The 14,095-nt window shown below is 60.1% G+C and carries 16 protein-coding genes; 14 read left to right on the top strand and 2 right to left on the bottom strand.

Features of this window, described 5'->3' with window-relative positions; all coding sequences use genetic code 11:
* Nucleotide 1: 1 nt before the first annotated feature.
* Complete coding sequence (gene hemC / locus N434_RS06395; RefSeq protein ID WP_110756722.1) at nt 2-931, bottom strand: hydroxymethylbilane synthase; 930 nt, start codon at nt 929-931, stop codon at nt 2-4.
* 73 nt (nt 932-1,004) lie between these two features.
* Here hemC and tsaD point away from each other — a divergent pair, with 73 nt between their 5' ends.
* The 5 genes from tsaD (at nt 1,005) to N434_RS06420 (ending at nt 4,544) form a co-directional block, all read left to right on the top strand.
* Nucleotides 1,005-2,102 carry a tRNA (adenosine(37)-N6)-threonylcarbamoyltransferase complex transferase subunit TsaD gene (gene tsaD, locus N434_RS06400; protein ID WP_110756723.1) on the top strand — a complete coding sequence of 366 codons (1,098 nt, stop codon included), beginning with the start codon at nt 1,005-1,007 and terminating at the stop codon, nt 2,100-2,102.
* Nucleotides 2,102-3,085 (top strand): NAD(P)H-dependent glycerol-3-phosphate dehydrogenase, encoded by a 984-nt coding sequence (locus tag N434_RS06405; protein ID WP_110756725.1) that lies wholly within the window; start codon nt 2,102-2,104, stop codon nt 3,083-3,085. The genes tsaD and N434_RS06405 overlap by 1 nt, the downstream gene beginning before the upstream one ends.
* Before the next feature lie 63 nt (nt 3,086-3,148).
* A complete protein-coding gene (locus N434_RS06410) occupies nt 3,149-3,442 on the top strand; it encodes a YciI-like protein (protein ID WP_110756727.1) in 294 nt (97 codons plus the stop codon).
* 6 nt (nt 3,443-3,448) lie between these two features.
* On the top strand, nt 3,449-3,892 hold the full coding sequence (locus N434_RS06415; protein WP_110756866.1) for an EVE domain-containing protein: 444 nt from the start codon (nt 3,449-3,451) through the stop codon (nt 3,890-3,892).
* Nucleotides 3,893-3,899: 7 nt separating this feature from the next.
* Entirely contained in the window at nt 3,900-4,544 is a 645-nt protein-coding gene (locus N434_RS06420) for a class I SAM-dependent methyltransferase (RefSeq protein ID WP_110756729.1), read from the top strand.
* Between the two features lie 56 nt (nt 4,545-4,600).
* On the opposite strand, the gene N434_RS06425 is transcribed toward N434_RS06420, so the two are convergent.
* Nucleotides 4,601-4,969, bottom strand: coding sequence for a hypothetical protein (locus N434_RS06425; RefSeq protein WP_065116065.1), 369 nt, complete (start codon nt 4,967-4,969; stop codon nt 4,601-4,603).
* Between the two features lie 306 nt (nt 4,970-5,275).
* On the opposite strand from N434_RS06425, the gene sdhC reads away from it, so the two are divergent.
* The 9 genes from sdhC to sucD all read left to right on the top strand — a co-directional run bounded on the left by sdhC (nt 5,276) and on the right by sucD (nt 13,995).
* Nucleotides 5,276-5,668 carry a succinate dehydrogenase, cytochrome b556 subunit gene (gene sdhC / locus N434_RS06430; RefSeq protein ID WP_065114275.1) on the top strand — a complete coding sequence of 131 codons (393 nt, stop codon included), beginning with the start codon at nt 5,276-5,278 and terminating at the stop codon, nt 5,666-5,668.
* An 11-nt stretch (nt 5,669-5,679) separates the two neighbouring features.
* The gene (sdhD, locus tag N434_RS06435; RefSeq protein ID WP_065114274.1) at nt 5,680-6,060 is read left to right on the top strand and encodes a succinate dehydrogenase, hydrophobic membrane anchor protein; all 381 of its coding nucleotides are present in this window, start codon (nt 5,680-5,682) and stop codon (nt 6,058-6,060) included.
* A 7-nt stretch (nt 6,061-6,067) separates the two neighbouring features.
* Nucleotides 6,068-7,909, top strand: coding sequence for a succinate dehydrogenase flavoprotein subunit (sdhA, locus tag N434_RS06440; protein ID WP_065114273.1), 1,842 nt, complete (start codon nt 6,068-6,070; stop codon nt 7,907-7,909).
* 15 nt (nt 7,910-7,924) lie between these two features.
* A complete protein-coding gene (locus tag N434_RS06445; protein ID WP_003523509.1) occupies nt 7,925-8,704 on the top strand; it encodes a succinate dehydrogenase iron-sulfur subunit in 780 nt (259 codons plus the stop codon).
* Nucleotides 8,705-8,908: 204 nt separating this feature from the next.
* Entirely contained in the window at nt 8,909-9,451 is a 543-nt protein-coding gene (locus tag N434_RS06450) for a protease inhibitor Inh/omp19 family protein (protein ID WP_065114271.1), read from the top strand.
* Between the two features lie 92 nt (nt 9,452-9,543).
* On the top strand, nt 9,544-10,707 hold the full coding sequence (zapE, locus tag N434_RS06455; protein WP_065114270.1) for a cell division protein ZapE: 1,164 nt from the start codon (nt 9,544-9,546) through the stop codon (nt 10,705-10,707).
* A 178-nt stretch (nt 10,708-10,885) separates the two neighbouring features.
* Entirely contained in the window at nt 10,886-11,848 is a 963-nt protein-coding gene (gene mdh, locus N434_RS06460) for a malate dehydrogenase (RefSeq protein WP_065114269.1), read from the top strand.
* Nucleotides 11,849-11,880: 32 nt separating this feature from the next.
* Nucleotides 11,881-13,074: an ADP-forming succinate--CoA ligase subunit beta gene (sucC, locus tag N434_RS06465; protein WP_110756732.1), complete on the top strand. Its 1,194-nt coding sequence runs from the start codon at nt 11,881-11,883 to the stop codon at nt 13,072-13,074.
* An 18-nt stretch (nt 13,075-13,092) separates the two neighbouring features.
* Nucleotides 13,093-13,995: a succinate--CoA ligase subunit alpha gene (gene sucD, locus N434_RS06470; protein WP_110756734.1), complete on the top strand. Its 903-nt coding sequence runs from the start codon at nt 13,093-13,095 to the stop codon at nt 13,993-13,995.
* The last annotated feature ends 100 nt before the right edge of the window (nt 13,996-14,095 follow it).

The following is a 14,095-nucleotide window of genomic DNA, read 5'->3' on the forward strand; positions in this document are numbered from 1 at the left end:
CTCAGCTCCAGCCTTCGAAGAAATTGCTGCCCGCCCTGGCGCGCACCTCTTCGCCGGCCTGTCGGCCAAGTTTCGCCGCATCCCTGCGGCTGCCGGAGATTTCGATGCCGTGGCTCGTCTGGCCATCGGGCGTGAGGATGAGCCCGGAAAAATGCAAATCGTCGCCGTCGCAGGTCGCATAACCGGCGATCGGCGTGCGACAGGAGCCATCAAGCGCGGCCAGAAAGGCGCGCTCACAGGTCACGGCGTCGAAAGTCGGCCTGTCATTTATCGGGGCAAGCAGCTCGTCCATGCGCGTATCGCCGATGCGGCTTTCCACACAGATCGCGCCTTGTGCCGGAGCGGGGGGGAATTCCTTCGGGTCGAGAATTTCCGTCGGGACATTCTCCTTGCCGAGCCTTTTCAGGCCGGCAAAGGCAAGAAGCGTTGCATCCGCCTGGCCTTCTTCGAGCTTGCGCAGGCGGGTATCGACCAGACCGCGAAAAACGATGACGCTCAGATCCGGCCGCAGGCGGCGGATCAGCGCCTGACGGCGCAGAGAGGCGGAGCCGACAACGGCGCCCTGCGGCAACTCCAGAAGCTTCGGCGCGGTGCGGCCGATAAAGGCGTCGCGCATGTCTTCACGCGGCAGGAAGGCAGAGAGATGCAGGCCCTCGGGTAAGACGGTCGGCATGTCCTTGGAGGAATGCACGGCAATATCGAGTTCGCCGGACAGAAGCTGGCTCTCCAGTTCTTCAGTGAACAGGCCCTTGCCGCCGATCTCCGACAGAGCGCGGTCGGTTATCCGATCACCCTTGGTGGATAGCACGACGATTTCGAACATGTCTTCCGGCAGGCCATGCGCCGACATCAGCCGGCTGCGGGTCTCATAAGCCTGTGCGAGCGCCAGAGGGCTGCCGCGCGTGCCGATTCGGAAAGGTTTTGTTTGCATCCGCGTCTATCCATTGTTACCGGAGTTGTCTTAGACCAACTCAGCGCATGATCGCAATGAACGAACAGATTTGATGACCCCCTTTCTTCGTATCCTCGGCATAGAGACAAGCTGTGACGAAACCGCTGCATCCATTGTGGTTCGGCATGCGGACGGGCGTGGCGAGATCGTCTCCGACGTCGTTTTGTCGCAGCTTGAGGAACACAGCGCCTATGGCGGCGTGGTGCCGGAAATTGCCGCGCGCGCCCATGTCGAGGCATTGGACACGCTGGTGGAAGAAGCGCTGGAGCAGGCGGGTGTCACGCTTGCCGATGTCGACGCCATTGCTGCCACCTCCGGACCCGGCCTCATCGGTGGCCTGCTGGTGGGCTTGATGACGGGCAAGGCGATAGCCAAGGCGGCGGACAAGCCGCTTTACGCCATCAACCATCTGGAGGGCCATGCGCTGACGGCGCGACTGACCGATGGCCTGTCTTTCCCCTATCTGATGCTGCTGGTTTCCGGCGGCCATACCCAGCTGGTGCTGGTGCGTGGCGTGGGCGATTATGAGCGCTGGGGCACCACCATCGATGACGCGCTTGGTGAAGCTTTCGACAAGACTGCGAAGCTTCTCGGGCTGCCCTATCCCGGCGGGCCTGCGGTCGAGAAAGCGGCGGCGAAGGGGGACCCGAACCGGTTTCCGCTGCCGCGCCCGATGGTCGGCGAAACCCGGCTCGATTTTTCCTTTTCCGGCCTGAAGACGGCGGTGCGGCAGGCGGCGACCGCCATCGCGCCGCTTTCGGAGCAGGATATCGCCGATATCTGCGCTTCGTTCCAGAGAGCGGTATCGCGCACACTCAAGGATCGGATCGGCCGTGGCCTTGCCCGTTTCAGCCAGGAATTTCCGCATATGGAAACCGAGCCTGCTCTGGTCGTCGCCGGCGGTGTCGCCGCCAATCAGGAAATCCGCCAGACGCTGCAGGCGCTTTGCGATACGCATGGCTTCCGTTTCGTCGCGCCGCCGCACCGGCTTTGCACCGACAATGCCGCAATGATCGCCTGGGCGGGACTGGAGCGCATGGCGGATGGCAGGCAAGCCGATCCGCTGGAGATACCGCCGCGCTCGCGCTGGCCACTTGATGGCAATGCGGAGACGTTAATCGGTTTCGGCAAAAGGGGAGCCAAGGCCTGATGCAGCGGGAAAAAATCGTCGTCATCGGCGCTGGCGCCTTCGGAACTGCGCTTGCCGTCGTCATTGCGCTGGAAAACCGGCATGACGTCACCTTGCTCGGACGTGATGCATCGCTGATGGCCGATCTGAAGGTTGATCGTGTTCACGAGGCGGCCCTGCCGGGTGTCGAGCTGCCGGACGCGCTTGAATTTTCGGTTGAGCCGGATGTGCTGGCTGGCGCCAATATCGTGCTCTTCGCCATGCCCTCGCAGGCTCATGCGGATGCGGCGCGTCATTATGGTCCTTATCTGGCTAATGACTCCATCATCGTTACCTGCGCCAAGGGTATCGACCGCAGCTCCGGCCGGCTGCTGACGGAACTTCTTGAGGCGGAACTGCCGCATCATCCGATTGCGGTCCTTTCCGGTCCGGGATTTGCGGCAGATATCGCACGCGGCCTGCCCACCGCCATGGCGATTGCGGCGGAAGACGCAGCGGTTGCCGAACGGCTGGCGACCACGATTTCCGGCAGGACCTTCCGGCTTTATGCCTCGACCGACCGTATCGGCGTGCAGCTTGGCGGGGCGCTGAAGAATGTGCTCGCCATTGCCGCCGGCATCGTCGAAGGCGCGGGTCTTGGTGATTCCGCCCGGGCGGCGCTGATTTCGCGCGGCCTTGCCGAGATGTCGCGTCTCATCGTTGCGATGGGTGGCAAGGCGGACACAGTGCGCGGCCTCTCGGGCCTCGGCGATCTGGTGCTGACCGCCACCAGCCACCAGTCGCGCAACCTGCGTTTCGGCATCGCGCTTGGCCGGGGTGAGGGCAAGGATATGTCCGGCGGGTTGGTGGAGGGTGCCTTTGCGGCAGCCGTCGCCGCCCGGCTCGGAGAAAGTCATGCCGTCGACATGCCGGTTACCGAAGCGGTGGCTGCCATCATCGACGGCAATCTGGATGTGGCGAACGCCATGCAACAATTGATGACACGGCCCATCACCACCGAATGAGGGTGGGTCTTTGCTCCAAGCCGCTGACGCTTTTGAAAGACATGTTTTAACGAGGAGACGAAAATGCTGTTTGCCTTTATCTGCAAGGACAAGCCCGGCCATCTGAATGTACGCATGGAAACGCGCCCGGCGCATCTGGAGCACCTGAACAAGCTGAATGCCGAGGGTACGCTGAAGATTGCCGGTCCGTTTCTGGATGCTGAAGGCAAGCCGAATGGCAGCCTCGTGATCGTTGAAGCCGCCGATATCGATGCGGCGAAGGCGCTCGCCGATACCGATCCCTATGCCAAGGCTGGCCTGTTCGAAAGCGTGGATGTGAAGCCCTATAATTGGGTCTTCAACAATCCGGGAGCTTGAGTGGGCATGGCGAATTACTGGCTTTACAAGTCCGAGCCGTTCAAATGGTCCTGGGAGATGCAGAAGGCCAAGGGCGAGGCGGGCGAAGAATGGACCGGCGTGCGCAATTATCAGGCGCGCAACAACATGCGCGCCATGAAGATCGGCGACAAGGGTTTCTTCTATCATTCCAATGAGGGGCTGGATGTTGTCGGCATCGTCGAAGTCTGCGCATTGTCGCATCCGGACTCGACCGCCGAAGGGGATCTGAAATGGGACTGCGTTGATATCCGCGCTGTCTGCGATATGCCGCAGCCGGTTTCGCTGAAGGATGTGAAGGCCAACCCCAAATTGGAGAAGATGTCGCTCGTCACCTCCATGCGGCTCTCCGTGCAGCCCGTGACGGAAGAGGAATATCTTGAGGTCTGCCGCATGGGCAAACTCGCCAATCCGCCGAAGTCACCGGACTGATCCTTCGGTGAGGACCGATCCCGAACGTTTCATTCTCGACAATACCGGCATCATGCATCCGCCGCATGTGCCGGAATTGCGCCTTCATCTCGCCACCGAAGCGCATGAGCTGTGGCTGAAGACGGAGGAGGAGCTGGAGGAGATCGGCCTGCCGCCGCCCTTCTGGGCCTTTGCCTGGGCCGGCGGGCAGGGGCTTGCCCGTTATGTTCTCGATCATCCTGAAAGCGTTTCCGGCAGACGCGTGCTGGATTTCGCCAGCGGCTCCGGGTTGGTCGCCATAGCGGCTGCGAAAGCGGGTGCCGATACGGTCCTGGCCGCCGATATCGATCCATGGACGGAAACGGCCATTCGGCTGAATGCGGCGCTCAATGGCGTGGATATCGGTTTTACGGGGCTCGATATGGTCGGAAAGCCGGTGGAGGCGGATGTGCTGCTGGCGGGCGATGTGTTTTACGACCGTGCCTTCGCCGATCTTCTGGTGCCATGGTTTCTGGACCTGACGGAAAAGGGCGTGAGGGTGCTCGTCGGCGATCCGGGGCGGGCTTATCTGCCCAAAGAGCGTCTTCGCGCTGAAGCCACCTGTCAGGTGCCGGTAACGCGGGCGCTGGAAGACAGCGAAGTGAAAAAGACCACGGTGTGGCGCTTCATCTGATCGGAGCGTTCCGCATTTTCGAACGCAAGGTCGTTCTGCATTTTTACCGGAACGCCCTAGGGCCTGATAATACAGACGCCATGTTCGTAGGCGCAGGCATCGCCCGCGCTTTCGGCATGGACGTTGATGATTTTAGCCTTGGGGGCAAGTTGCGCGGCCGTCGTATCCCCTGCTCCTCTTTGCGTAAACCCGCCGCCGATTGCAAAATAATTGCCGTTGCCGCGTATCCGCAGGGCCGATATCGCGCCCACATAGGTGCCGCCGGGCAGGGTTGACGGCAGCCCGTCCGTGGAGAAACTTGTCTGTGATTGCCTATGCCGATAATCATGGCGGCTATGAAAATCCTCTGCCGCCGCAGATGGCATTGCGGTGAAAATGACGCCTGCGACCATCATGGTCAGAGCGGCGATTCGGCGCTGTAACATGAGCCACATTCTCCGGATTTTTCAGGTTAACCAAAGGTAAATTACACGATTCCTGAATTACGTAAAGGTAAATATTTCGAGGGTGTAAATCTTGGAAACGCTCGATTTTTTATTTTCACGCAAAAAAATTCCAAAAAAAATTCGTGAACCAATCGATTAAATTCGAATCGGTCATGAAATGTGCTTGTGGTGATGCCCCCATGTGATTAAACGTCGCGGTTGGTGCAATGCACATTCTTTCGTCATGTGCTGTTGCTTGGGGGCGTCCAATCTTGTGGGCGCACGGGAAAACGCCGCGAGGTTCTGATGGCGAATGTGACAAATAACCGGCCTCTGTCGCCGCATCTTCAAGTTTACAAGCTGATTCCGACGATGGTCGCATCCATCGTGCACCGCATTACAGGCGGCGCGCTTTATTTCGGAACGCTTCTGGTTGCCTGGTGGCTGATCGCAATCGCCTCGGGTCCTGCCTATTACGACTGGGTCAACTGGGCGATGGGTACGATCATCGGCAGGCTCATCCTGATCGGCTACACCTGGGCTCTGGTCCATCACATGCTGGGCGGTCTTCGCCACTTCATGTGGGATCTGGGCTACGGTTTCGAAAAGCACTTTACCACCAAGCTGGCAAAGGCCTCATGGGTGGTGTCGATCTGTCTGACCGCGCTGATCTGGGTCATTGCCCTGATCGTGCGCTGAGGAGATTTTTCATGGATATGCGTACACCTCTCGGAAAGGTTCGCGGCCTCGGCTCCGCCAAGGAAGGCACCGACCATTTCTGGCGCCAGCGTGTGACTGCGGTCGCCAACGTTCCGTTGCTCGTCTTCTTTGTCGTCTTCCTCATCAGATATGCCGGCGCGCCCTATCCTGAAGTCGTCGCGGCGCTGTCGAACCCGCTCGTTGCGGTCATCATGGCTCTGGTTCTGGTTTCCGGCCTCATCCACATGAAGCTCGGCATGCAGGTCATCATCGAAGACTACATTCACGCCGAGGTTTCGAAGCTCGTTCTTCTGATGCTCAATATGTTTTTCGCGGTTCTCATTGGCGGCCTTTCCATCTTCGCCATTCTGAAAATCGCATTCGCAGGATAAGTCCGCCATGGCATCGATCAGTTCACCTTCCCAGAATGGCAAGGCCTACACCTATGTCGATCACTCCTATGACGTGATCGTGGTGGGCGCCGGCGGCGCGGGTCTGCGCGCAACGCTCGGCATGGCGGAACAGGGTTTCCGCACGGCCTGCATCACCAAGGTTTTCCCGACGCGCTCCCACACGGTTGCGGCGCAGGGCGGCATCGCCGCATCGCTCACCAACATGACGCCTGACTGTTGGCAGTGGCACCTTTACGACACCGTGAAGGGCTCCGACTGGCTCGGCGACGTCGATGCGATGCAATATCTCGCCATGGAAGCGCCAAAAGCGGTCTATGAGCTGGAGCATTACGGCGTGCCTTTCTCGCGCAACGAGGAAGGCAAGATCTACCAGCGCCCGTTCGGCGGTCACATGCAGAACTATGGTGAAGGCCCGCCGGTGCAGCGCACCTGCGCCGCCGCCGACCGTACCGGTCACGCCATTCTGCACACGCTTTATGGCCAGTCGCTGCGCAACAATGCGGAATTCTTCATCGAATATTTCGCGCTCGACCTCATCATGTCTCCCGACGGCCGCTGCACCGGCGTCGTTGCCTGGAACCTCGATGACGGCACGATCCATCGCTTCGCCGCCAAGATGGTGGTCCTGGCGACCGGCGGTTACGGCCGCGCCTACTTCTCGGCGACCTCGGCCCATACCTGCACCGGCGACGGCGGCGGCATGATCGCCCGTGCCGGCCTGCCGCTTCAGGACATGGAATTCGTGCAGTTCCATCCAACCGGTATCTACGGCGCAGGCTGCCTGATCACCGAAGGCGCACGCGGCGAAGGCGGTTATCTCGTCAACTCCGAAGGCGAGCGCTTCATGGAGCGTTATGCGCCTTCCGCGAAGGACCTTGCCTCGCGTGACGTGGTCTCGCGCTGCATGACGATGGAAATCCGTGAAGGCCGCGGCGTCGGCAAGAACAAGGACCACATCTTCCTGCATCTCGATCACCTCGATCCGGCGATCCTGCATGAGCGCCTTCCGGGCATTTCCGAAAGCGCCAAGATTTTCGCCGGTGTCGACGTGACGCGCGAGCCGATCCCGGTCCTGCCGACGGTTCACTACAATATGGGCGGCATTCCGACCAACTATTGGGGTGAAGTGCTGAATGCCGATGCCAACAACCCGGAACGTATCGCACCCGGCCTGATGGCTGTCGGCGAAGCCGGTTGCGCCTCGGTTCACGGTGCGAACCGCCTCGGCTCCAACTCGCTGATCGACCTTGTGGTCTTCGGCCGTGCCGCCGCCATTCGCGCCGCGCAGGTCATCGACCGCGATGCGCCGGTTCCGGCGCTCGACATCGCGGCTTGTGACAAGATCATGGAGCGCTTCGACAGCGTGCGTTATGCCAATGGCTCGACGCCGACGGCGGTGCTGCGCGACAAGATGCAGCGCGCCATGCAGGACGATGCGGCCGTGTTCCGCACGCAGGAATCGCTGGAAAGCGGTTGCCAGCGTCTTTCCGCCATCTGGAAGGAACTGCCTGACGTCAAGGTCACCGACCGTTCGATGGTCTGGAACTCCGATCTGGTCGAGACGCTCGAGCTGCACAACCTCATGGCCAATGCGATCACCACGGTCTATGGCGCGGAAGCGCGCAAGGAAAGCCGTGGTTCGCACGCCCGTGAGGATTTCGTCGACGGTCCGTTCGCCGGTCGCGACGATGTGAACTGGCGCAAGCACACGCTCTCCTGGGTCAGCCCGGAAGGCGACGTCAAGCTCGACTACCGCCCGGTTCACACCGACCTCATCGCCGACGGCATCGATCCGAAAAAGATCGAGCCGAAGGCGCGCGTCTACTGATTTGAGGAACTGGATATGGTTGAACTCGCTCTCCCCAAGAATTCCCAGATCAGCGAAGGCAAGGTCTGGCCGAAGCCTGACGGTGCCAAGAATGTGCGCGAATACCGCATCTATCGCTGGAACCCGGATGACGGCCAGAACCCGCGCATCGATACCTATTATATCGATGTCGACGATTGCGGGCCGATGGTTCTCGATGCGCTTCTCTACATCAAGAACAATATCGACCCGACGCTGACGCTGCGCCGCTCCTGCCGCGAAGGCATTTGCGGTTCCTGCGCCATGAACATCGACGGCACCAACACGCTTGCCTGCACCAAGGGCATGGAGGAGATCAACGGCACGGTGAAGGTTTATCCGCTGCCGCATATGCCCGTCGTGAAGGACCTTGTTCCCGATCTGTCGAACTTCTATGCCCAGCATCGCTCCATCGAGCCCTGGCTGAAGACGGTTTCGCCGACGCCTGCCAAGGAATGGAAGCAGAGCCATGAGGACCGCCTGAAGCTCGACGGTCTTTATGAGTGCATTCTCTGCGCCTGCTGCTCCACCTCCTGTCCCAGCTACTGGTGGAATGGCGACCGTTACCTTGGTCCGGCCGTTCTGCTGCAGGCCTATCGCTGGCTGATCGACAGCCGCGACGAAGCAACCGGCGAGCGTCTCGACAATCTCGAGGACCCGTTCCGTCTTTATCGCTGCCACACCATCATGAACTGCGCGCAGGCCTGCCCGAAGGGCTTGAACCCGGCCAAGGCGATCGCGGAAATCAAGAAGATGATGGTCGAACGTCGCGTCTAACGGCGATTCGCTGGTGACGGGAATTTATCCGGGCCGCGGTCTCAGCCGCGGCTCTTTTTACGACATGGCTCGGGAAAATCGGTAAAAATCAACCGAAATTGTAATTATCCCGGCCATCGCTTGCGCAAGATAAGGCTTTGGTAATAATTCAGCCTTCTTGTTTGATCATCGTCTTTCCTGAAGCGAGAGAATCGGGAGCTTGATATGCAATTCAGATATGTGGTGACAGGCCTTGCGGTTGTGATGAGTCTCGCCGGTTGCCAACGTACCTCCTACGATTACAACAATAACGGCAGCAACAATCCCGGTTATACGCCGCCCTTGCAGGCTCAGCCGGTTCCTTCCGTTCAGTCCGGCGCCCTGCCGCCGCCTGGTGGCGCTTCGGGCAGCCAGTTCCCTTCGGCTCCGGCATCGGCGGCCCCTGGCGGCATGAATGTCGCTTCCGCGGCACCTCCGGCAACGGCGCTTGACGTGACCAAGGAATCCATGGTCGGCAACTGGCGCGTTTCCAATGGCGGCGCCAATTGTGACATGTTCCTGACGCTCACCAATCTCGGCAGCGGTTCGCGCGGCGGCACACGTGGATGTTCCGGCGAACTGACGGCGATGGGTTCCTGGGAAGTGTCGGGCAAGATGGTTCTCTTCAAGAACCGTTCGGGCGACACCATCGGCCGCGTCTACAAGAGCGCCGATGCGCGCTTCGACGGCACGACCAACAGCGGTCAGCCGCTCAGCCTCAGCCGGTGAGCCGTTCCGGTGCGGCCGGATTGCTTTCGTTGTTCTGAGTCATTCCATTCCTCGCGGGTGCTGCGTTGCGCCCGCGGCCGGGGCGCTTTTCCATGAAGCCATTGCCTGATTACAATCATAGTGTCGTTGAACAGCTCAACGCATTGACGGCAGCTGGCACCTTGCAGGCCGATGCGGCTCAGCTTGGCGTGGCAGCGCATCTCGATCGTATCCTTGCCGATCTGAAGGCGCGCAAGCCGGCCAAGAAAAAGAGCGCGCTTGGCTGGATGTTCGCGCGCAAGGCCGGACCTGCCGCCGCCGTCAAGGGATTGTATGTCTATGGCAGCGTTGGTCGTGGCAAGACGATGCTGATGGACATGTTCTATGAAATGGCACCGGTTTCCTCCAAGCGGCGCTGCCATTTCCATGAATTCATGGCGGATGTGCATAATCGTGTGCACGCGCACCGGCAGAAGCTGAAGAACGGCGAAACCAAACAGGCTGACCCCATTCCGCCCGTTGCCGCCCAGCTGCTGGCGGAAGCCGAGCTTTTATGTTTCGACGAATTCACCGTCACGGATATTGCCGATGCGATGATCCTCGCCCGGTTGTTCAGCGAGCTGTTCGCCAATGGCTGCACGTTGGTGACGACCTCCAACGTCGTGCCGGACAATCTCTACAAGGACGGCCTCAACCGCGGTCTGTTCCTGCCCTTCGTCGATCTGCTGAAGAAATATGTGGAGGTGGTGACGCTGGACAGCCCCACCGACTACCGGATGGAGAAGCTGGAAAGCCTGCCCGTCTATGTCACGCCGCTCGACGGTTCGGCGGATCAGGCGATGGACATGGCCTGGCGGCACATGATTGCCGGTCACCTCGTTGCGCCGACCGAGATACCGATGAAGGGCCGCTCCATTCTGGTGCCCCGCGCCAGCGGCCGGGTCGCCCGTTTTTCCTTTTCCGATCTTTGCGAGAAGCCACTCGGGGCTTCCGATTTCCTTGCCATCGCCAATCGTTTCGATACGGTCTTCATCGACCACATTCCGTTCTTGAACGCGGACAAGCGCAACGAGACCAAACGTTTCATCATCCTCATCGATGCGCTTTACGATCACAGCGTCAGGCTTTTCGCTTCCGCTGCCGCCATGCCGGAGGACCTGCTCGGCAAACGCAAGGGGACGGAAGGTTTCGAATTCGACCGCACGGCCTCGCGGTTGTTTGAGATGCGCAGTGCCGATTATCTGGCGCTGCATCACGAAAAGCGGCAGAAAGTTTGACACTTTCGTGACGTATTTTCTTACGTTTACGTAAGAAAATAATGATCTAAACGATTGAAAATATTCATCACAAAAGAATCTGTTGCCAATTTTGGCCAATGGGGCTAATCGAAGTGCGACAATTTAGCTGCCGGTTTGGCGCGGTGAAATTGAATTGAAGCTCAAGAGGAAGCATTCGATGGCTCGCAAAAAAATTGCACTTATTGGTTCTGGCATGATCGGCGGCACGCTGGCACACCTCGCCAGCCTGAAGGAACTGGGCGATATCGTCCTCTTCGATATTGCCGACGGCATTCCGCAGGGCAAGGGTCTGGATATTGCCCAGTCCGGTCCGGTTGAAGGTTTCAATGCCAAGCTCTCCGGCGCTTCCGATTATGCCGCCATCGAAGGTGCCGACGTCTGCATCGTCACCGCCGGCGTTGCCCGCAAGCCGGGCATGAGCCGCGACGATCTGCTCGGTATCAACCTCAAGGTCATGGAGCAGGTCGGCGCCGGCATCAAGAAATATGCCCCGAACGCTTTCGTCATCTGCATCACCAACCCGCTCGACGCCATGGTCTGGGCACTGCAGAAGTTCTCCGGCCTGCCGAAGAACAAGGTCGTCGGTATGGCCGGCGTGCTCGACAGCGCCCGTTTCCGTCTGTTCCTGGCTGAAGAATTCAACGTTTCGGTTCAGGACGTCACTGCCTTCGTTCTTGGCGGTCATGGCGACACGATGGTGCCGCTTGCACGTTATTCCACCGTTGGCGGCATTCCGCTGACCGATCTCGTCAAGATGGGCTGGCTGACCGCCGAGCGCCTCGAGCAGATCATCCAGCGCACCCGTGACGGCGGCGCTGAAATCGTCGGCCTGCTGAAGACCGGTTCGGCCTATTACGCGCCGGCCGCTTCGGCGATCGAAATGGCTGAATCCTACCTCAAGGACAAGAAGCGCGTTCTGCCCGCCGCTGCCCACCTCTCGGGCCAGTATGGCGTAGACGACATGTATGTCGGCGTGCCCACCATCATCGGTGCCGGCGGTATCGAGCGCATCATCGAGATCGAACTCAACAAGGAAGAAGAAGCCGCCTTCCAGAAATCCGTCGGCGCTGTCGCTGGTCTTTGCGAAGCCTGCGTCAACATCGCTCCGTCGCTGAAGTAATATTTCAAGCGGCTCCAAACAGGGATTATTCCATGAATATTCACGAATATCAGGCCAAGGCTCTTCTGAAGGGCTACGGCGCGCCGGTTGCTGAAGGCGTCGCCATTCTCAAGGTCGAAGAAGCCGAAGCTGCCGCCAAGCAGCTTCCCGGCCCGCTCTACGTCGTCAAGAGCCAGATCCACGCTGGTGGCCGCGGCAAGGGCAAGTTCAGGGAACTTGGCCCGGACGCCAAGGGCGGCGTTCGTCTGGCGAAGTCGATCGACGAAGTCGTCTCCCACGCCAAGGACATGCTCGGCAACACGCTGGTAACGGCGCAGACCGGTGAAGCCGGCAAGCAGGTCAACCGCCTCTACATCGAAGACGGCGCTGACATTGCCCGCGAACTCTACTGCTCGCTGCTGGTTGACCGTTCCGTCGGCCAGGTCGCTTTCGTGGTTTCCACGGAAGGCGGCATGGACATCGAAGCTGTCGCCCACGACACGCCGGAAAAGATCCATACCATCGCCATCAACCCGGAAAAGGGTGTGAGCGACGCCGACGTTGCCGCGATCTCCAAGGCTCTCGAGCTTGAGGGTGCTGCAGCCGAAGACGCCAAGGCGCTGTTCCCGATCCTCTACAAGGCCTTCAACGAGAAGGACATGGCCCTCCTCGAGGTTAACCCGCTGATCGTCATGGAAAATGGCCATCTGCGCGTTCTCGATGCCAAGATGTCCTTCGACGGCAACGCGCTGTTCCGCCATGACGATGTCAAGGCGCTGCGCGACGAGACCGAAGAAGACGCCAAGGAAATCGAAGCCTCCAAGTGGGACCTCGCTTACGTCGCCCTCGACGGCAACATCGGCTGCATGGTCAACGGTGCAGGTCTCGCTATGGCGACGATGGACATCATCAAGCTGTACGGCAAAGAGCCGGCTAACTTCTGCGACGTCGGCGGCGGTGCCGGCAAGGAGAAGGTTGCGGCGGCCTTCAAGATCATCACGGCCGACCCGAAGGTCGAGGGTATCCTCGTCAACATCTTCGGCGGCATCATGAAGTGCGACGTCATTGCCGAAGGCGTGATCGCAGCCGTCAAGGAAGTCGGTCTGAAGGTTCCGCTCGTCGTGCGCCTCGAAGGCACGAATGTCGAGCTTGGCAAGAAGATCCTCAACGAGTCCGGCCTTGCGATCACCGCGGCTGACGATCTCGACGATGCGGCGAAGAAAATCGTCGCAGCGGTGAACGGCTAATTTGAAGGACCGGATATAATGTCGATTCTCGTCAATAAAGACACCAAGGTCCTCGTACAGGGCCTGACCGGCAAGACCGGCACCTTCCACACCGAGCAGGCGCTTGCCTATTACGGCACGCAGATGGTTGGCGGTATTCACCCGAAGAAGGGTGGCGAAACCTGGACCGGTTCCAAGGGCGAAACCCTGCCGATCTTCGCAAGCGTTGCCGAAGCCAAGGAAAAGACCGGTGCGGATGCATCCGTGATCTATGTTCCGCCGGCAGGTGCAGCCGACGCTATCATCGAAGCCATCGATGCTGAAATTCCGTTCATCACCTGCATCACCGAAGGTATCCCGGTCATGGACATGGTGCGCGTCAAGGCTCGCCTCGACCGCTCCACGTCGCGCCTGCTCGGCCCGAACTGCCCGGGCATCCTGACGCCGGAAGAATGCAAGATCGGCATCATGCCGGGCTCCATCTTCCGCAAGGGTTCGGTCGGTATCGTTTCCCGTTCAGGCACGCTCACCTATGAAGCCGTGTTCCAGACATCCAACGAAGGCCTCGGCCAGACGACGGCTGTCGGCATCGGCGGCGACCCGGTCAAGGGCACCGAGTTCATCGACATCCTGGAAATGTTCCTCGCCGATGAAGCCACGCAGTCGATCATCATGATCGGCGAAATCGGCGGCTCGGCTGAAGAAGATGCGGCGCAGTTCCTGATCGACGAAGCCAAGAAGGGCCGCAAGAAGCCGATGGCCGGCTTCATCGCGGGCCGTACGGCTCCGAAGGGCCGCACCATGGGCCACGCCGGCGCTGTCGTTTCCGGCGGCAAGGGCGATGCGGAATCCAAGATCGCTGCCATGGAAGCGGCCGGCATCAAGGTTTCGCCTTCCCCGGCGCGCCTCGGCAAGACGCTGGTTGAAGTCCTCAAGGGCTGAGACCACATGAGACCGGTAACGGGCGGCGCGGCTTCAACGCTGCGCTGCCCGATGCCGCAAGCAGACAGACAGACGGCATACCGCCCCGGCGGCAGACAGC

It is taken from the genome of Rhizobium sp. UGM030330-04, assembly GCF_003208455.1.
Taxonomy (GTDB): domain Bacteria; phylum Pseudomonadota; class Alphaproteobacteria; order Rhizobiales; family Rhizobiaceae; genus Agrobacterium; species Agrobacterium rhizogenes_A.

Excerpts from the sequence above, each read along its gene's own strand:
- hemC (WP_110756722.1), bottom strand. The coding sequence starts at position 931 with ATGCAAACAAAACCTTTCCGAATCGGCACGCGCGGCAGCCCTCTGGCG.
- tsaD (WP_110756723.1), top strand. The coding sequence starts at position 1,005 with ATGACCCCCTTTCTTCGTATCCTCGGCATAGAGACAAGCTGTGACGAA.
- N434_RS06405 (WP_110756725.1), top strand. The coding sequence starts at position 2,102 with ATGCAGCGGGAAAAAATCGTCGTCATCGGCGCTGGCGCCTTCGGAACT.
- N434_RS06410 (WP_110756727.1), top strand. The coding sequence starts at position 3,149 with ATGCTGTTTGCCTTTATCTGCAAGGACAAGCCCGGCCATCTGAATGTA.
- N434_RS06415 (WP_110756866.1), top strand. The coding sequence starts at position 3,449 with ATGGCGAATTACTGGCTTTACAAGTCCGAGCCGTTCAAATGGTCCTGG.
- N434_RS06425 (WP_065116065.1), bottom strand. The coding sequence starts at position 4,969 with ATGTTACAGCGCCGAATCGCCGCTCTGACCATGATGGTCGCAGGCGTC.
- sdhC (WP_065114275.1), top strand. The coding sequence starts at position 5,276 with ATGGCGAATGTGACAAATAACCGGCCTCTGTCGCCGCATCTTCAAGTT.
- sdhD (WP_065114274.1), top strand. The coding sequence starts at position 5,680 with ATGGATATGCGTACACCTCTCGGAAAGGTTCGCGGCCTCGGCTCCGCC.
- sdhA (WP_065114273.1), top strand. The coding sequence starts at position 6,068 with ATGGCATCGATCAGTTCACCTTCCCAGAATGGCAAGGCCTACACCTAT.
- N434_RS06445 (WP_003523509.1), top strand. The coding sequence starts at position 7,925 with ATGGTTGAACTCGCTCTCCCCAAGAATTCCCAGATCAGCGAAGGCAAG.
- N434_RS06450 (WP_065114271.1), top strand. The coding sequence starts at position 8,909 with ATGCAATTCAGATATGTGGTGACAGGCCTTGCGGTTGTGATGAGTCTC.
- zapE (WP_065114270.1), top strand. The coding sequence starts at position 9,544 with ATGAAGCCATTGCCTGATTACAATCATAGTGTCGTTGAACAGCTCAAC.
- mdh (WP_065114269.1), top strand. The coding sequence starts at position 10,886 with ATGGCTCGCAAAAAAATTGCACTTATTGGTTCTGGCATGATCGGCGGC.
- sucC (WP_110756732.1), top strand. The coding sequence starts at position 11,881 with ATGAATATTCACGAATATCAGGCCAAGGCTCTTCTGAAGGGCTACGGC.
- sucD (WP_110756734.1), top strand. The coding sequence starts at position 13,093 with ATGTCGATTCTCGTCAATAAAGACACCAAGGTCCTCGTACAGGGCCTG.